Source organism: Anaerobacillus sp. QJM3NY_17, assembly GCF_056173665.1.
The window spans coordinates 2,952,912-2,970,718 of sequence record NZ_CM149685.1 but is presented as its reverse complement, the minus strand read 5'-3'; the positions used below and the strand labels follow the sequence as shown (position 1 = coordinate 2,970,718).

15 protein-coding genes and 1 tRNA gene are annotated in these 17,807 nt (G+C 39.5%); all 16 read left to right on the top strand.

Going from position 1 to position 17,807, the window contains the following annotated elements:
* Positions 1 to 12: 12 nt before the first annotated feature.
* On the top strand, positions 13 to 279 hold the full coding sequence (locus AC0VYV_RS15600) for a phosphocarrier protein HPr (protein ID WP_136947743.1): 267 nt from the start codon (positions 13 to 15) through the stop codon (positions 277 to 279).
* Positions 279 to 2,006: a phosphoenolpyruvate--protein phosphotransferase gene (gene ptsP / locus AC0VYV_RS15595; RefSeq protein WP_194219365.1), complete on the top strand. Its 1,728-nt coding sequence runs from the start codon at positions 279 to 281 to the stop codon at positions 2,004 to 2,006. Before AC0VYV_RS15600 ends, ptsP begins: the two co-directional genes overlap by 1 nt.
* Before the next feature lie 191 nt (positions 2,007 to 2,197).
* Positions 2,198 to 2,647 (top strand): MarR family winged helix-turn-helix transcriptional regulator, encoded by a 450-nt coding sequence (locus tag AC0VYV_RS15590; RefSeq protein WP_194219366.1) that lies wholly within the window; start codon positions 2,198 to 2,200, stop codon positions 2,645 to 2,647.
* 30 nt (positions 2,648 to 2,677) lie between these two features.
* Positions 2,678 to 3,475: a glutamate racemase gene (gene racE, locus AC0VYV_RS15585; protein ID WP_303532037.1), complete on the top strand. Its 798-nt coding sequence runs from the start codon at positions 2,678 to 2,680 to the stop codon at positions 3,473 to 3,475.
* A 209-nt stretch (positions 3,476 to 3,684) separates the two neighbouring features.
* Complete coding sequence (locus AC0VYV_RS15580; RefSeq protein ID WP_475365569.1) at positions 3,685 to 4,770, top strand: GerMN domain-containing protein; 1,086 nt, start codon at positions 3,685 to 3,687, stop codon at positions 4,768 to 4,770.
* Positions 4,771 to 4,972: 202 nt separating this feature from the next.
* Positions 4,973 to 5,731: a ribonuclease PH gene (gene rph / locus AC0VYV_RS15575; protein ID WP_194219369.1), complete on the top strand. Its 759-nt coding sequence runs from the start codon at positions 4,973 to 4,975 to the stop codon at positions 5,729 to 5,731.
* Positions 5,724 to 6,317, top strand: a complete 594-nt coding sequence (locus AC0VYV_RS15570; protein WP_475365568.1) for an XTP/dITP diphosphatase — start codon at positions 5,724 to 5,726, stop codon at positions 6,315 to 6,317. The genes rph and AC0VYV_RS15570 overlap by 8 nt, the downstream gene beginning before the upstream one ends.
* 108 nt (positions 6,318 to 6,425) lie before the next feature.
* Positions 6,426 to 6,941, top strand: a complete 516-nt coding sequence (locus AC0VYV_RS15565) for a metallophosphoesterase (protein ID WP_475365567.1) — start codon at positions 6,426 to 6,428, stop codon at positions 6,939 to 6,941.
* A gap of 96 nt (positions 6,942 to 7,037) precedes the next feature.
* Positions 7,038 to 7,114, top strand: a tRNA-Arg gene (locus AC0VYV_RS15560).
* 413 nt (positions 7,115 to 7,527) lie between these two features.
* Positions 7,528 to 8,556, top strand: a complete 1,029-nt coding sequence (locus AC0VYV_RS15555) for a tetratricopeptide repeat protein (protein ID WP_475365566.1) — start codon at positions 7,528 to 7,530, stop codon at positions 8,554 to 8,556.
* A gap of 259 nt (positions 8,557 to 8,815) precedes the next feature.
* Positions 8,816 to 10,108, top strand: coding sequence for a trigger factor (tig, locus tag AC0VYV_RS15550; RefSeq protein ID WP_194219373.1), 1,293 nt, complete (start codon positions 8,816 to 8,818; stop codon positions 10,106 to 10,108).
* Between the two features lie 327 nt (positions 10,109 to 10,435).
* Positions 10,436 to 11,710 carry an ATP-dependent protease ATP-binding subunit ClpX gene (gene clpX / locus AC0VYV_RS15545; RefSeq protein ID WP_194219374.1) on the top strand — a complete coding sequence of 425 codons (1,275 nt, stop codon included), beginning with the start codon at positions 10,436 to 10,438 and terminating at the stop codon, positions 11,708 to 11,710.
* A 131-nt stretch (positions 11,711 to 11,841) separates the two neighbouring features.
* Positions 11,842 to 13,509, top strand: a complete 1,668-nt coding sequence (gene lonB / locus AC0VYV_RS15540) for an ATP-dependent protease LonB (protein ID WP_475365565.1) — start codon at positions 11,842 to 11,844, stop codon at positions 13,507 to 13,509.
* Between the two features lie 253 nt (positions 13,510 to 13,762).
* On the top strand, positions 13,763 to 16,084 hold the full coding sequence (lon, locus tag AC0VYV_RS15535; protein ID WP_194219376.1) for an endopeptidase La: 2,322 nt from the start codon (positions 13,763 to 13,765) through the stop codon (positions 16,082 to 16,084).
* On the top strand, positions 16,081 to 16,662 hold the full coding sequence (gene yihA / locus AC0VYV_RS15530) for a ribosome biogenesis GTP-binding protein YihA/YsxC (protein WP_194219377.1): 582 nt from the start codon (positions 16,081 to 16,083) through the stop codon (positions 16,660 to 16,662). The genes lon and yihA overlap by 4 nt, the downstream gene beginning before the upstream one ends.
* A gap of 282 nt (positions 16,663 to 16,944) precedes the next feature.
* Positions 16,945 to 17,760, top strand: coding sequence for a transporter substrate-binding domain-containing protein (locus tag AC0VYV_RS15525; RefSeq protein ID WP_430243993.1), 816 nt, complete (start codon positions 16,945 to 16,947; stop codon positions 17,758 to 17,760).
* Positions 17,761 to 17,807 lie beyond the last annotated feature (47 nt).

The following is a 17,807-nucleotide window of genomic DNA, read 5'->3' as shown; positions in this document are numbered from 1 at the left end:
AGGGAATTGAAAATGGCAGAGAAAAATTTCACAGTAACAAGCGAATCAGGAATCCACGCACGCCCAGCGACAGCACTAGTAAACAAAGCAGGTCAATACAGCTCTGACGTAACGCTTGATTACAACGGGAAGTCTGTAAACTTGAAATCCATCATGGGTGTTATGAGCCTTGGTATCCAACAAAATTCTGAAATCACTATCAAAGCAGAAGGATCAGATGCTGACGATGCGATTGCAGGACTAACTGAAGTTATGGAAAATGAAGGTCTAGGCAAGTAATGTCTAACCAACTGACTGGAATTGGCGCTTCTGCGGGAATTGCTATTGCTAAAGCGTTCGTACTTGAAAATCCGGCACTTGAAATTGAACAAAAATCAATTACTGATGCTGGTGCTGAAATTGAACGTTTTGAAGCGGCCGTTCATCGTGCTAAAGAAGAACTAGAAGTCATTAAGAATCACGCCAATGAACAGCTCGGAGAAGATAAAGCAGCGATTTTTGCTGCTCATCTTCTCGTTTTATCTGATCCAGAGTTGTTGAATGCAGTGAAAGATAAAGTTAATAATGAAAAAGTAAATGCTGAAAGTGCAATGAGTGAAGTTTCGAATATGTTTATTAGCATGTTTGAGAACATGGATAATGAGTACATGAAAGAACGTGCTGCTGATATTCGAGACGTATCTAAACGTGTACTGGCTCATTTACTTGGCGTTACGTTTACATCTCCAGGTGCAATCACCGATGAAGTTATTGTTCTAGCTGAAGATCTCACTCCTTCTGACACTGCTCAATTAAATAAGCAGTTTGTTAAAGGGTTTGCGACGGATATTGGTGGTAGAACATCTCACTCTGCTATCATGGCTCGTTCAATGGAAATTCCAGCTGTCGTTGGAACGAAAACTATTACTTCTGAAGATGTGGAAGGTAAATTAGTTATCATTGATGGTATCGATGGTAATGTGATTGTTGATCCTTCTGAAGAAGAAATTGCGGAATATACAAAGAAAAAGGAACACTTTGAAGCTAAAAAACAAGAGTGGGCGAAGCTTGTAAATGAGCCAACAACAACGAAAGATGAGAAACATGTTGAGCTTGCAGCAAACATCGGTACTCCTGAAGACGTAAAAGGTGTCCTTGAAAACGGTGGAGAAGGCGTCGGCCTATACCGTACTGAATTTCTATATATGGGCCGTAACGAATTGCCTTCAGAAGAAGAGCAGTTCAAGGCTTACAAAGAAGTTCTTGAAAAAATGGATGGTAAGCCTGTCGTAATCCGTACACTTGATATCGGTGGAGATAAAGAGCTACCTTACTTAAATCTTCCGAAAGAAATGAATCCGTTCCTTGGGTTCCGTGCGATTCGCCTTTGCCTTGAAGAGACGGAAATTTTCCGTACTCAACTGCGTGCACTTCTTCGCGCTAGCGTATTCGGTAACTTAAAAGTAATGTTTCCTATGATTGCAACTGTCGGTGAATTCCGTCAGGCTAAAGAGATGCTTCTTTCTGTTAAAGAGGAGCTAATCGGGGAAGGTATTCAGGTATCAGAAGATATTGAAATTGGTATGATGGTTGAAATTCCAGCAACGGCGGCAATGGCTGACGTTTTTGCTAAAGAAGTTGATTTCTTTAGTGTTGGAACTAACGATCTTATTCAATATACGATGGCTGCTGATCGTATGAATCAAAAGGTATCTTACCTTTACCAACCATATAATCCTGCAATTCTTAGACTTGTTAAAATGGTCATTGATGCAGCTCATAAAGAAGGCAAGTGGGCTGGTATGTGTGGTGAAATGGCGGGAGATCAGATTGCGATCCCAATCCTTCTTGGTCTTGGACTCGATGAATTCAGCATGAGTGCTACTTCGATTTTGCCTGCTAGAAGTCAAATGACGAAGCTATCTAAAGAAGAGATTTCTTCTCATATCGATCACATTCTTTCACTTGCAACAAATGAAGAAGTGGTTGCCTATGTACAAGAACATTTCGCAACGGAAGAGCTATAGGAAACTATAGCTCTTCTTTTTTTATTTACATATGTTCATGATTCGTTTTTGGGCAATGATGAATTCGGTAAGTTTTTTACGCTACTTCTTATACATGGGCATATGAATAAGAAGTTAGAAGGAGTCATCTCTTGCAATTCATATCGGTTACAATCAAAATAGAATGTAAGATATTATAAGGGGGAGACTAGATGTCTGAAGAATTAACAAGAGAACCAGCGTCAATTGTTGATATAGAGAAATCACTTCGTATGGTTGCTGGTATTATTAAACAACATGGACGGGAACTTTTGAGTGAATTTTCCATTACACCTCCTCAATTTCTTGCGCTCCAATGGCTTTCTGAATACGGTGATTTAACTATTGGAGAACTGTCTAATAAAATGTATCTTGCCTGTAGTACGACGACGGATCTCGTGGATCGTATGGAAAAAACGGAGCTAGTAAAACGAGTGAAAGACCCACACGATCGACGAGTCGTACGAATTCATATATTAGATAAGGGAAATGAAATAATTAAAAAAGTGATTCATAAAAGACAGGTCTATTTGGAAAACATTACCCAGAAATTCTCGGGGGATCAAGTAAAAGCACTTGAAGAAAGTTTGCATTTACTTTATGACGAAATGAAAAAGAACTAACTGGACCGGTAAGTAGAGAGGCGAAATATTTTGAAGAAACCAATCGGGGTTATTGATTCAGGTGTTGGCGGACTAACGGTAGCAAGAGAGATTATGCGACAGCTACCAAAAGAAGAAATTGTTTATTTAGGTGATACAGCAAGATGTCCTTATGGGCCAAGAACGGTTTCTGAGGTGAGGCAGTTCACCTGGGAAATGACGAATTACCTATTAGAGCAATACCATATTAAAATGCTCATTATTGCTTGTAATACTGCGACCGCTGTCGTTCTTAAAGAGATTCAAGATGAACTATCTATCCCCGTAAGAGGTGTTATTCACCCTGGAGCAAGAAGTGCTTTGAAAGAAACGACAAATAAGTATATTGGAGTAATTGGAACGACTGGTACTGTAAAAAGTCGAGCTTACGAGTACTCCCTTAAAGCTATTGATAATGATATTAAAGTGGAAAGTCTTGCGTGCCCTCCCTTTGTGCCGCTGGTCGAAACCGGAAATCTGAACAGTGAAGAAACGTATCAGACTGTCAGAAGCACGCTTGCCCCATTGATGAATAAAGGAATCGATACCCTGATATTAGGATGTACACATTATCCATTATTAGAATCAGTGATTCAATCAGTCATGGGAGACGATACAGCCATTATTTGTTCAGGCGATGAAACAGCATATGAAGTGAGTGGTATTCTAGAGTACAGTTCACTTTTATATACAGGTGATGAACGTCCATCGCATACATTTCTTACAACTGGATCAATTGACAACTTCGCTAGGATTGCGAGCCATTGGCTCGATTATCCTGTAGCTAATGTTGAACGTATCGAACTCTAATCTATCAAAGATTAGAGTTTTTTTAGTTATCAAAAAATTAATCTTTCTCAAAAAATTTCTAGAAATCACCAAGGTTCAATATCGTAGCCAATTTTTGAAGCTCGTATCTCTCCTAATAAATGATAAAACAAGTTATTCAAATTACTCAGGTATAAATTGAAATATAACTCGTATAAATGGTAGTACAAACCATCCGGGGAGGGATAGCTATGCGTTTACGCGGAATTGGGTTCGCGCTATTGTTGCTTTCATGTATATTAACAATATCTGGTTGCGGTTTCGGTTTTGAAAAATCATTAAAGGAAATCGATCCTCCTAAAGTCGATTATGTAAAAGATGGAGAACAGATGGAGGATAATGAGACAGGTGCTACAAAAGAAGGTGAAGTAGAAGAAGCGACGGGTGAAGAGGCGGCTGATGAAGCCAATGGAATGACGACTCGTCAACTCTATTTACTTGATGCCAATGGAATGGTTGTGCCACAGAGCGTTCAACTTCCTGCCGTAGAAGGTGCTGCAAAGCAAGCGTTAGAATACCTTGTTGTTGATGGTCCAGTGACAGAAATGCTTCCTAACGGTTTTAAAGCTGTGTTGCCTGCTGGAACTGTTATCCAGGGCGTTGATCAAGTTGATGAAACGGTGGTTGTGGATTTCTCAAATGAGTTTAAAGATTATGCTGCAGAAAATGAGAAACAAATTCTTGAGGCTGTCACTTGGACATTAACTCAATTTGACGGAATTGAGAAGGTGAAAATTCAAATCAATGGCTATGATCAACAGGAAATGCCTGTGAATGGGACGCCAATCGGTGAGAGTGTTAGCAGGGCAAATGGGATTAACCATGAGATGGGTAATGTGGTTGATGTTTCCAATAGCGAAGATGTAACCGTCTATTTCATGGCTCAAAGTGAAGACTATGCATACTACGTCCCAGTTACAAAACGGATGGAAGGCGTCTCGGATGATGTGCGAGGCGTATTGAAAGGACTAATGGAAGGACCGGCAGTTCATTCCGGCTTATTTAGTCAACTATCTAAAGACGTAAAATTATTGAAGGCTAAAGAGGAAGATGGTTTATTAACGCTAGATTTTAATGAAGCGATCTTAACTGGATCAGAAGAGATGGTTATTCAGAAAGATATTATAAATAGTCTGGTTCTTTCGTTAACCGAGAAGGAAAGCATTAGTGAAGTAGCTATTACTGTTGATGGTCACCCAGAAGTCATTGATGAAGCTGGTAATGCTTTGTCAGAACCAGTTTCAAGGCCAGTAGACGTTAACAAAGTGGGTTTTTAAAATAGAATATGATACGATTAAGAGGCAGGTGTACTGCCTCTTTTTCTATTTAAATGAAGGTTAGTTAGGCTTATTACGTTTAAATTCATGGGTCATCTAAAATTCAGTAACGTTTATTAACATAGTCTAGAAAAGATAAAAGGTAGTTTCATTAAATGGTTATGATTTAGTAATGAAAGAGATGGGGAACAGGAGGAAGAGTATGAGAATTGATGGACGTAAGGAAGATGAGCTTAGAGCGATACATATTGAAAGAGATTATATAAAGCATCCGGAAGGTTCTGTATTAATTACTGTAGGAGATACAAAAGTGATTTGCTCTGCATCAATAGAGGATCGCGTACCACCTTTTATGCGAGGACAGGGGAAAGGGTGGATTGCAGCCGAGTATGCTATGTTGCCAAGAGCTACTGAACAAAGAAACATTCGTGAATCAAGTAAAGGAAAAGTTGCTGGTCGCACAATGGAGATTCAGCGTCTAATTGGAAGAGCACTTCGTACGGTAGTTGACCTTGAAGCGCTTGGAGAACGCACGATTTGGATTGATTGTGATGTGATTCAGGCAGATGGCGGCACTCGAACTGCTTCTATTACTGGCGCATTTGTAGCACTTGCACTGGCTGTAGAAAAAGGTATGAATCGAAAGCAAATTAAGAAAATGCCATTAACTGATTTTCTTGCAGCCACTTCGGTAGGAATTGATCAAGGTGGAACGGCTTTATTGGACCTTTGCTATAAGGAAGATTCCTCAGCTCATGTGGATATGAATATTGTTATGACTGGTAGTGGGGAATTCGTGGAACTACAGGGAACAGGTGAAGAAGCAACGTTTAATATGAATCAATTAAATGAAATGCTTGCGCTAGGTAAAGATGGTGTTGAGAAATTGATTCAGAAGCAAACAGAAGTGATCGGTGAGTTTGCTTCAAAAATAAAGGAGGAATCTACGGACGATGCGTAAACTTCTTATTGCATCAAAGAATGAAGGTAAAGTAAGGGAATTTAAGAGAAGGTTCGAGTCAGAAGAGCTTACTGTAGTTTCTTTATTGGATCTCGAAGACGCGCCTGACGTGGCAGAAACTGGTCATACTTTTGCGGAGAATGCCGTACTAAAAGCCGAAGCCATTATGAAATTAACAAACCAACCGGTTATTGCGGATGATTCTGGGCTTGTCATAGATGCACTTGATGGTGATCCCGGGGTTTATTCGGCTAGATATGCAGGACTCGATAAAAATGATGAAGCAAACATGGACAAAGTTCTCGAAGAAATGAAGAATGTACCTGAAGAAGATCGTGGAGCTTCTTTTCAATGTATTCTAGCGGTCGCCATCCCTGGTCAAAACACGGAAGTTTTTTCGGGTTCATGCAATGGGACAATTGCTTTTGAACGTTCTGGAAACTACGGGTTCGGATATGATCCGATTTTCTACCTGCCTTCATACGGTAAAACGATGGCTGAACTTTCTCCTGAAGAAAAAAATGCTATCTCACATAGAGGACAAGCTCTTGATCGTTTAGAAAAGGGATTTAAGGATTTATTTTAAAACATATGGATAACTAATGATTTGAACTCGTTGAATATACGGCTTCTTTGCCTGAGTTAACATTAATAGCATTCATGACTCGACTCTAAATTGAAGAGGTGACGTGAGATGAAAGTTCTAGTTGTAAGTGATAATCATAGTTCTAAGGAAGAATTGCAGAATCTTGTAGAGAGACATCAAAATGAAGTCGAATGTATGATCCACTGTGGAGATTCAGAATTTGATTATGATGCATCTGAAATGCTACCTTTTCAGGTGAGAGTGAGTGGAAACTGTGATTACGACCATCGTTATCCAGATGAATCGGTCGATAAAGTAGGGGACAAAACTGTTTTTACGACCCATGGACATTTATATAATGTGAAAATGACGTTAATGAAATTGCAGTATAAAGCTGAAGAAGTACAAGCGGATCTTGTTTGTTTTGGTCATTCTCATGAGGTCCTATCTGTATATGAGGAAGGAACACTGTTTCTTAATCCTGGTAGTGTCAAACTTCCGAGAAAACCGCCGATTCAAACTTATGCGATTGTAGAATGGTCTGAAAATGATGTTAGCGTGACGTATCGTGATGAAACTGGGGAAATAGTAGAAGATCTTTCAAAAATATTTTCTCTCACTTAAGAAAAAACACAGCGAAGGCTGTGTTTTTCTAGTTTTTCTATTGACATTATTTTTGATATTCGTTATATTAATAAATGTCGCTACAAACTAAACAATGTCCCAGTAGCTCAGTAGGATAGAGCAACAGCCTTCTAAGCTGTGGGTCGGGAGTTCGAATCTCTCCTGGGACACCATATCTATAACGTAAAGGCATTTATCATTGTGATAAGATGGCTTTTTTTTTATACTTTGAGCTGTGTGAATGAACGTTGTTGATTTTTGGCTTATTTTCACGATGTGAAAATAAGGTTTCACTTGAATGAGCCCAAAACGACATTTCATCAATATAACCTAACATAGCTTACACATTAATGAGTACGTTCAGAAACGGTGCTGTACTGTGACTTGCTTTCAGGGGAACAATCACTTATCGTAGCGCTTTACTAATAGAGCGTGTTAAACAATAAACAAGCGGGAATAGAACCTGTAACGTGCTTCAACTTGAGTTTACAGGTGGATACTGATAAACTGATACCTAATCGTAGCTGCGCCTTTCCTGCTGTAAACTCTTTTAATAGAGAATATAAGAGAGTGGAGCGATTACGTCATGGATAAAGAAAAGCATGAGAGGAAAATAGTTTATTTTCCAAACGTGGCAGGCAAGCTTGTCGAAAAAGGAATGGCAGCACTTAAAGCTAAAGAAATTAAAGAGGCACATAAACATTTTAGTCAGCTACTTGAAATCGAACCAGATCATCCTCAAGGGAATTTTGGAATGGTCCTAAGCCTGGTTGAAATGGGCGATTTAAAAGAAGCATCTGAACGCTGTGAAACAATGATGCAGCAGGGTATCGGGGACTATTACGACATTTTTCAAGTATACATATCAATTTTAGTTCAGCTTGGAAAGTATCAGAATGTAGTTACGATGATCGAAGCGGTATTGCAAGAAAATCAACTTCCGTCAAATATAGCGGAATCGCTCTATCAGCTATTGCATTTCAGCAGGCAAATGACGAGTTATGATATCGATTCTGACGATGAGTTTGAAACTGTCCAAGAGGAAGATGCAGACAAGCTAATTGCTTATTTAGAAAGCAATAAGACGGAAAAACAGTGGTTGGCTATACAGAAACTGAGCGCTGTTAATGAGAAAAAGTCTATTCCAGTTTATCTTACATATTTAAATGCAACAGATAAGGATCCCCTCCTTAAAAGCCTGGTGTTACAGGTTTTAAGAGAAAAAGAGTTGAATCAAGAAGTTATCGTACATAAGTTTGGAAGAGAGATTACTGTAAATCCTTCCGAATTGAAGGATATTTTTCTGCAGGACTTTTCTTTAAGCGTTAAATCGAAACTTTCTCATGTGGTGGAACAGAAAAACCCAGCTCTTTTTGAGATGTGTATGCAAATTTGGTGGCATTATTTGTTCGCCATTTCGCCATTTGAAGCCGAACCATCGAACAGTGCTGTTTGGGCGGCAGCTGTTCATAAAGTGGCTTCTGAAATGAATGGTGAAGACTTGTTAAATGAGGAGCTTAGCGATTATTATGAAGTTAAGTCTTCAGAATTTGAGGTGGCTGCAAATCGGATCATGAACATTGAAAATCAGCCATTTTATCGCCCGTTTGAGTAGAAATACATGGAAATAGAATGTTTTGCCTTGCGATCATTCGGGAACATAGGTAAGCTGTACTATGGTTACGCGGTTTACAATCATACCGTATGTGTTGAAAAGTAACTGTTCTATGTTATAATAAAATGGTTGCAAACCCATATTTACTAGTAAAAGAGACCGTTTAAAAGACAGCAGACGCTTTTATACTCCAAAAGGCGTCATCTTTTTTAAACGCTCGATTAGTGGAAATATATTTATTGTTGGAGGTAATGTGTAAATGACTGCAAATTGGGAAAAGCTTGAAGGTAATCAGGGCGTTCTTACAGTAGAAGTAGACGCTACTGAGGTTAATAGTGCGCTGGACGAAGCGTTCAAAAAAGTCGTGAAACAGGTTAATGTACCTGGATTCCGTAAAGGTAAAATGCCACGCTCTCTTTTCGAAAAGCGTTTTGGTGTAGAATCTCTTTATCAAGATGCTCTTGATATTATTCTTCCTAAAGCTTATTCAGAAGCTATCGATGAATCTGGTATCGAGCCAGTTGATCGTCCGGAAGTAGACGTGGAGCAAATGGAAAAAGGTCAAAACTTGATCTTCAAAGCAACAGTAACTGTTAAGCCTGAAGTAAAACTTGGCGAATACAAAGGTCTTGAAGTTGAAGAACAAGAGACAAGCGTTACAGATGAAGAAGTGGAAGCAGAGCTTAAGTCACTTCAAGAAAAGCAAGCTGAGCTTGTTGTTGTTGAAGATGGAGAACTTCAAGAAGGCGATACAGCAGTAATCGACTTCGAAGGTTTCCTTGGTGAAGAACCATTTGAAGGTGGACAAGGCGACAACTATTCATTAGAAATTGGTTCAAACACTTTCATTCCTGGCTTTGAAGAGCAACTAATTGGTGAGAAAGCTGGTGCTGAGAAGGAAGTAACAGTTACTTTCCCTGAAGAGTATCATGCTGAGAATCTTGCTGGTCAAGAAGCGACATTCAAAGTTAAAATTCACGACATTAAGCGTAAAGAACTTCCTGAGCTTGATGATGAGTTCGCTAAAGATGTAAACGAAGAAGTAGAATCACTTGATGAGCTTAAGAAAACAACGAAAGAAAATCTTGAGAAACAAAAAGCAGAAGATGCTGATGTTCAAAAGAAAGACACGTTGATTGAAAAAGCTACTGAAAACAGCGAGATTGACCTTCCATCCGCTATGGTAGATGCAGAAGTTGACCGCATGCTTCAAGAATTTGAACAGCGTCTTCAACAACAAGGTATGAACCTTGAAATGTACTACCAGTTCTCTGGTCAGGATGAAAAAGCACTTCGTGAGCAAATGCAAGAAGACGGTGAAAAGCGCGTGCGTACTAACCTAACTCTTGAAGCAATTGCTGAAGCTGAAAATGTGGAAGTTTCTGAAGAAGAAGTGAATGAAGAACTTTCTAAAATGGCTGCAATGTACAACATGGAAGAAGAACAAATTCGTTCAATGCTTACTATGCAGGGCGGCACTGATGCACTTAAAGGTGACCTACGCATCCGTAAAGCAATCGATGTTCTTGTAGACAACAGTAAAAAAGCTTAATACAAGCTATTAGATTGGCTTATTTAAAACAAGGCGCTTAATCGCGCCTTGTTTTTACAAAAAGAAGTAGTAATGAAATGTAACAAATTTGCTAAACATAGTAGTAAGACAAAGAACTTGATACATAATAAGCTTTAAAGAGTCGTTTTATTTCGTATCCTTTTGCGTTATATGATACAATTTCATTACATAAATAGGATGAGAAACCAGTGGTGGATGCCCGTTAAGATTACTTCATGAGTAATTAAAGTTCAATTGGACTGACGGAGTTCCTTTGCAGATAGACCTACTCGGATTTCATCGAGATCAAAGGTTAGGGGTGAATTCATGTTTAAATTTAACGATGAAAAAGGACAACTTAAATGTTCTTTCTGTGGTAAAACGCAGGATCAAGTCCGTAAGTTAGTAGCAGGACCAGGTGTTTATATCTGTGATGAGTGTATTGAATTATGCACTGAGATCGTTGAAGAAGAACTTGGAACTGAAGAAGAGGTGGACTTCAAAGAAGTACCGAAACCTCATGAAATTTGCCAAATTCTTGATGACTATGTCATTGGGCAGGAAAAGGCGAAAAAATCACTTTCAGTAGCCGTTTATAATCACTATAAGCGTATTAATGCATCATCTAAACCTGATGATGTTGAGCTTGCGAAAAGTAATATTGCACTAATTGGACCAACAGGGAGCGGTAAAACGCTTCTCGCACAAACGCTAGCTAGAATTCTGAATGTGCCTTTTGCTATTGCGGATGCTACTTCATTAACTGAAGCTGGGTATGTTGGGGAAGATGTTGAGAATATTCTTCTTAAACTCATTCAAGCTGCAGATTACGATGTAGAAAAAGCTGAAAAAGGGATCATCTACATTGATGAAATTGATAAGGTAGCTCGTAAATCTGAGAATCCTTCTATTACACGTGATGTTTCTGGTGAAGGTGTTCAGCAAGCGCTACTCAAAATTCTTGAAGGTACAACTGCTAGTGTGCCTCCGCAAGGTGGACGTAAGCATCCTCATCAAGAATTTATTCAAATTGATACAACAAATATTCTCTTCATTTGCGGGGGAGCGTTTGATGGAATTGAACAAATTATCAAGCGTCGTCTTGGTAAGAAAATTATTGGATTTAGTGGCGAAGCAAAACAAGAAGATCTTAAACCAGGTGAATACCTAGGTAAGGTTCTTCCTGAAGACCTCCTTCGTTTTGGACTGATTCCTGAATTTATTGGCCGTCTTCCGGTTATTGGAAGCCTTGAGCCTCTAGACGAAGAAGCACTAGTAGAAATTCTTACAAAACCTAAAAATGCATTAGTGAAGCAATATCAAAAACTTCTTGAACTTGACGATGTTGAACTGGAGTTTGAAGATGATGCACTAGTAGAAATTGCGAAACAAGCAATTGAAAGAAAAACTGGTGCACGTGGACTTCGATCGATTATTGAAGGAATTATGCTTGATGTTATGTATGACCTTCCTGCTCGTGAAGAGATTAAGAAGTGCGTTTTGTCAGCTTCTACAGTAAGTGAGAAGACTACGCCTAAATTGATTCTCGAAGATGGTTCTGTTATCGACGAAGATAAGAAATCACCTAAAGAAAGTGCATAATTTCAAAGCCAATCGCCTGCGGGTGATTGGCTTTTTTGTGAGATGCCCTATCCAATTTGTGGATTGCCGGTTTATGGAACGAAACCTCAGGAGATACTAGTTCTATTGATCAATCTTCAGGAGGTAGGAGTATGAATTGGACAGGGATAGCACTTGCGATACAATTATTTTTTGGAATAGTGATCGGATTGTATTTCTGGAATTTGCTTCGAAATCAGCGAACCCAGAAAGTTTCAATAGATAAAGAATCGCGAAAAGAAATGGAGCATTTACGTCGATTAAGAAGTATTTCGCTAAGCGAACCGCTATCAGAACGTATTCGGCCAACTGGGTTTTCTGAAATTGTTGGTCAAGAAGAAGGGATTCGTACGTTAAGAGCCGCCATCTGTGGACCTAATCCGCAGCACGTGATTATATATGGACCGCCTGGGGTAGGCAAGACAGCGGCCGCCCGCCTCGTTCTAGAGGAAGCTAAGCGAAACCGTGGAACGCCTTTCAAAAATTCAGCCGTTTTTGTAGAACTAGATGCTACTACGGCCCGCTTTGATGAAAGAGGAATTGCTGATCCTTTAATTGGTTCTGTTCACGACCCTATTTATCAAGGTGCGGGAGCTATGGGGCAGGCAGGCATTCCTCAGCCAAAGCAAGGAGCTGTTACGAATGCGCATGGAGGGATTCTCTTTATTGATGAAATTGGAGAGCTTCATCCCATTCAAATGAACAAGCTGCTAAAAGTTCTAGAGGATCGAAAAGTGTATCTTGAGAGTGCTTATTATAATGAAGAAAATACAAATATTCCTAACCATATACACGACATTTTCCAAAATGGATTACCAGCAGATTTTAGAATGATTGGAGCGACTACGAGAACTCCAGAAGATATTCCGCCGGCCATTCGTTCTAGATGTATGGAAGTTTATTTCCGTGAGCTGAGCCAGGAAGAAATCGCTCATATAGCGACTAGAGCAGCGAAGAAATTAAACCTTACGCTCGATAACGATGGTATTGAGCGGGTTAGTCGCTATGCTAGAAATGGTCGTGAAGCGGTTAACTTAATGCAAATTGCGGCAGGACTGGCGATTACAGAAAATAGAGGAAGCATTACTGCGGCAGATATGGAATGGGTCATCCATGCCAGTCGACTTACGCCGAGACCAGAAAGAAAAATCCCTCTTTCCCCAGCAACAGGTGTTGTTAATGGGCTCGCAGTTTATGGACCAAACATGGGAGCTTTACTTGAAATTGAAGTGACAGCCGTTAAAGGGAAACTAGAAAAAGAAGGCTCTGTTACTATTACAGGTATTGTTGAGGAAGAAAGCATCGGGAATCAGTCAAAGTCGATTCGAAGAAAGAGCCTTGCGAAATCTTCTGTTGAAAACGTTATGACCGTATTAAAGTCGATGGGGATACCAGTGGGGGCTTATCATCTACATATTAACTTTCCTGGAGGTGTTCCTGTAGATGGTCCCTCAGCAGGGGTTGCTATTGCGACAGGTATATACTCTGCTGTTAAGGGAAGTCCTGTTAATCATAAAGTTGCAATGACTGGCGAAATTAGCATTCATGGGTTTGTTAAACCTGTCGGGGGCGTTTTTGCCAAAGTAACAGCTGCACGGGATGCTGGTGCTGAATTAGTCCTCATCCCATATGAGAATAATGAAGAAATGCTGAAAGTCATAAAAGGTATTACTGTAGTACCGGTAAAACATCTGTCAGAAGTATTTGACGCAGCCTTTATGATTGAAAAAGCGCAAGAATTTCCTTCCATTGTAATAGGAAAATCCCAGCCCGGAAGTTAGGGGGCGGGGATTTTCTTTGTGCATTGAAGAAAAGTTAAAGAAAAAGGTGAAATAAATTAGATCAGCTAACATAGCTAAAAAAGACTGCCAGGCGCGTTTTTCTATTGTAAGTAAGTTTTTTTGGAGTTTGAGCAGGGATGATTAGACAAGTAGAAGAAACTTAGGATACAATGAAGTACAACTTATCAATAGAATAAGCTCGGATAATTGCGAATCATAACGTTTTTTAGTTTGTTGTCTGGAGGTGCCGTGATTGAAGAATGAACATAAAACATTGCCATTGCTGCCTTTAAGAGGTTTGCTTGTTTACCCATCAATGGTTTTACATCTTGATGTAGGACGTGAGAAGTCTGTACAAGCACTTGAGAAGGTTATGATGGATGACCAGAAAATTTTTCTATCTACACAAAAAGAGGTGGAAATTGAAACACCTGAAGTAAAAGATATCTACGAAATTGGAACACTTGCAACGGTTAAGCAAATGCTGAAATTGCCAAATGGCACAATAAGAGTGCTTGTTGAAGGGCTCCAACGAGGAAAAATTGTAGAATTTAAAGATACAGAAGAGTTTTATGAGGTTGAAGTAGAGCAAATTAATGAAAGCGCAGATAAGAATGTTGAAGAAGAGGCATTAATGCGAACAGTTCTTGATTTATTTGAACAATACATTAAAGTTTCGAAGAAAGTGACCGCGGAAACATTTGCTTCTGTAAGTGATATCGAGCAGCCCGGACGGCTTGCTGATATTATTGCTTCTCATCTTTCATTAAAGATTCGCCAAAAGCAAGAAATTCTAGAAACCTATAGTTCACAAGAACGATTAAATAAGCTGATTGAAATTCTTCAAAATGAAAAAGATGTAATCGATCTTGAAAAGAAAATTGGTCAGCGTGTAAAACGGTCGATGGAGAAAACACAAAAAGAGTATTATCTTCGCGAACAAATGAAGGCGATTCAAAACGAACTGGGTGAAAAAGAAGGTAAAACTGGTGAGATCGCAACACTGAAAGAGAAAATTGAAGAAGCGGATATGCCCGAATCCGTTCAAGAAATGGCGTATAAAGAGCTTGATCGGTATGAGAAAATTCCGCAAAGCTCTGCTGAAAGTTCTGTTATTCGTAATTATATTGATTGGTTAATTCAAGTACCCTGGTCAAAAGAAACGACGGATAACCTAGATATTAATCATGCAGAAAAGATTCTTGATGAAGATCATTACGGTCTTGAGAAAGTAAAAGAACGTGTGCTAGAATATCTTGCTGTTCAGCAACTCACCAAATCGCTCAAAGGACCAATTCTTTGTCTTGTTGGACCACCTGGTGTAGGTAAAACATCACTTGCAAGATCTGTCGCTCGTTCCATTGGACGAGAGTTTGTGCGAATTTCTCTTGGTGGTGTGCGTGACGAGGCTGAAATACGAGGTCATCGTAGAACCTATGTTGGAGCTATGCCAGGTCGAATCATCAGAGGGATGAAAAAAGCAGGCACTGTTAACCCTGTTTTTCTATTAGATGAAATCGATAAAATGTCTAATGACTTCCGTGGTGATCCATCATCTGCCTTATTGGAAGTGCTTGATCCGCAACAAAACAACACATTTAGTGATCACTATATTGAAGAGCCGTATGATCTGTCGAAAGTGATGTTCGTAACAACAGCTAATAATCTTGCAACGATACCGGAACCACTTCTTGATCGTATGGAAGTCATTCAAATTGCAGGGTACACTGAAATTGAAAAAGTGAATATTGCTAAGAATTATCTTGTACCAAGACAGCTTGAAGAGCACGGATTGAAAAAAGGAAATCTTCAGCTCAGAGAAGAGAGTCTTTATAAGCTTGTGCGTCACTATACGAGGGAAGCTGGTGTTCGTAATCTTGAGCGCCAAATTGCTACGGTTTGTCGAAAAGCAACGAAATTAATTGTTTCAGGTAAGAAAAAACGCGTTATTGTTACTGAAACTATGCTTGAAGAGCTGCTTGGACATCCGAAATTTCGTTATGGTGAAGCTGAGAAGGAAGATCAAATTGGAACGGCCACGGGTCTAGCTTATACGACGGCTGGTGGAGACACCCTTGCTATTGAAGTTTCCCTATCACCTGGTAAAGGTAAGCTCATTCTAACAGGGAAACTTGGCGATGTGATGAAAGAATCAGCTCAAGCTGCGTTTAGTTATATTCGCTCTAAGTCAGAAGAGCTATCCATTGACCCGTCGTTCCATGAGTCGAACGACATTCATATTCACGTACCAGAAGGGGCTACTCCAAAAGATGGTCCATCAGCAGGGATTACAATTGCCACGGCTCTTGTATCCGCATTAACAGGCAAGGCTGTTCGAAGAGATGTAGGGATGACCGGTGAGATTACGTTACGTGGACGTGTTCTGCCGATTGGTGGACTTAAAGAAAAATCGCTTAGTGCGCATCGAGCTGGTTTAACCACTATCATCATGCCAAAGGAAAATGAAAAAGATCTGGATGATATTCCAGAAAGCATTCGCAAAGATTTAACATTCCTTCCAGTCTCACATTTGGATGAAGTGTTAAAAACCGCACTTGTGGGGGAGAATAAATGAAAGTAACGAAATCAGATTTTATAATTAGTGCTGTTAAGCCAGAGCAATATCCTGTAGATGGTTTACCTGAGATTGGCTTAGCTGGCCGATCTAACGTAGGGAAATCTTCTCTTATTAACACGCTAATTAATCGAAAGAATCTTGCTAGAACATCACAAAGACCTGGTAAAACCCAAACGCTTAATTTTTATTTGATTAATGAGCTTTTGTATTTTGTGGATGTTCCTGGTTATGGCTTTGCTAAAGTATCCAAGAAAGAAAGAGATGCCTGGGGGCGTATGATTGAGACTTATTTAACTGATCGAGATCAGCTTAAAGCGGTCATTCAAATTGTTGATTTACGTCACTCTCCATCTAATGATGATGTCGTGATGTACGACTGGTTAAAGCACTATGAAATACCAGTAATTGTTGTAGCGACGAAATCGGATAAAATCCCTAAAGGAAAATGGGATAAACATTTAAAAGTTGTTAACCAGACGCTGAAAATTGAACCATCCGACAAGCTCGTCACGTTTTCTTCTCATACTGGACAAGGTAAAGAAAATGTATGGGGTGCAATTAAATCTTATTTGTAGTTATCAAGCCCGGTCAATAGATCGGGTTTTTCTTTATGATTATTTTTCAGATAATTAGCAATTTAAGGTTTTTAATTCAAATAGAAAGGGAATGGAAATAAAATGAAGCAAACAGAAGGATATAGAGGCTGGTTTTCTGTTATCCACTCTTAGGAGGAATTAGGAGGTGTACAAGCCACAAGTCAGAATTGATAGAAATGTCTAAAAATTGGTATTATAAAAGTATCGCAGTTTACATAATCATAACTGCAAGTTTGAAAAGTCGTTCAAGGGGGACACGTGATGATGAAAAGAAAATGGAGTTTTCTAACCGCAATAATGTTATTGTTTGTGCTTGTTTTAGCCGCTTGTGGAGGGAACGAAGAAGAAAGTGGATCATCTGGTTCTGAAGGAGACGACGGTCTAGAATTAACAGAAGACGGTAAATTCAGCTACGTCGTTTCGGGTGAATTCCCACCGTTTAGTACAGTAGATAAGAATGGAGATCTTGATGGCTTTGACGTAGCAGTTGGTAAAGCCATCGCAGAAAAGTTAGATCTTGAACCCGCTGTAGAGAAATTTAAATTTAGCGGTATGGTATCGGCCATTCAGTCAGGTCGTTATGATGCGGCAGTAGCTAGTCATACGATTACGGATGAGCGTAAAGAAGCAGTTAATTTTAGTGAACCATACTACTATTCGGGACCTGTACTTTATGTTCAGCCTGGGAGCGATATTAAGAGTGTAGAAGATCTAAGTGGCAAAGATGTCGCTGTATCTAAAGGTTCCACTTACGAAAAATCAGCCGAAGAGTACACTGATAAGATTTCAAATTACGATAGTGATCAAACTGCACTGCGTGCATTAAGTGAAGGAAAGCATGATGCAGTTATTACAGATGACATTACAGGTAAACAAGCAATCGAAGAAGGTTTCAAGATTGAGAAGGTTGAGCAACTTGGTACAAGTGAACAAGCTGTTGCCATTAAGAAAGAGAACTCAAATCTTCTTGAAGCCGTTAACAAAGCTTTAGAAGAGTTAAAAGAAGATGGAACACTAACAAAGCTAAGTGAGGAATACATCGGAGTAGACATCACCCAGAGTCCTGACAGTGAGTAAGGAAAAGGAATGTGTGCGATGTGCGCACATTCCTTTTTTTAACCTGT

Bases quoted from the DNA above. Each gene is read 5' to 3' on its own strand.
- AC0VYV_RS15555 (WP_475365566.1), top strand. From the start codon at position 7,528: ATGGATAAAGAAAAGCATGAGAGGAAAATAGTTTATTTTCCAAACGTG.
- lonB (WP_475365565.1), top strand. From the start codon at position 11,842: ATGAATTGGACAGGGATAGCACTTGCGATACAATTATTTTTTGGAATA.
- AC0VYV_RS15580 (WP_475365569.1), top strand. From the start codon at position 3,685: ATGCGTTTACGCGGAATTGGGTTCGCGCTATTGTTGCTTTCATGTATA.
- AC0VYV_RS15590 (WP_194219366.1), top strand. From the start codon at position 2,198: ATGTCTGAAGAATTAACAAGAGAACCAGCGTCAATTGTTGATATAGAG.
- AC0VYV_RS15565 (WP_475365567.1), top strand. From the start codon at position 6,426: ATGAAAGTTCTAGTTGTAAGTGATAATCATAGTTCTAAGGAAGAATTG.
- rph (WP_194219369.1), top strand. From the start codon at position 4,973: ATGAGAATTGATGGACGTAAGGAAGATGAGCTTAGAGCGATACATATT.
- AC0VYV_RS15570 (WP_475365568.1), top strand. From the start codon at position 5,724: ATGCGTAAACTTCTTATTGCATCAAAGAATGAAGGTAAAGTAAGGGAA.
- AC0VYV_RS15600 (WP_136947743.1), top strand. From the start codon at position 13: ATGGCAGAGAAAAATTTCACAGTAACAAGCGAATCAGGAATCCACGCA.
- ptsP (WP_194219365.1), top strand. From the start codon at position 279: ATGTCTAACCAACTGACTGGAATTGGCGCTTCTGCGGGAATTGCTATT.
- clpX (WP_194219374.1), top strand. From the start codon at position 10,436: ATGTTTAAATTTAACGATGAAAAAGGACAACTTAAATGTTCTTTCTGT.
- tig (WP_194219373.1), top strand. From the start codon at position 8,816: ATGACTGCAAATTGGGAAAAGCTTGAAGGTAATCAGGGCGTTCTTACA.
- AC0VYV_RS15525 (WP_430243993.1), top strand. From the start codon at position 16,945: ATGATGAAAAGAAAATGGAGTTTTCTAACCGCAATAATGTTATTGTTT.
- yihA (WP_194219377.1), top strand. From the start codon at position 16,081: ATGAAAGTAACGAAATCAGATTTTATAATTAGTGCTGTTAAGCCAGAG.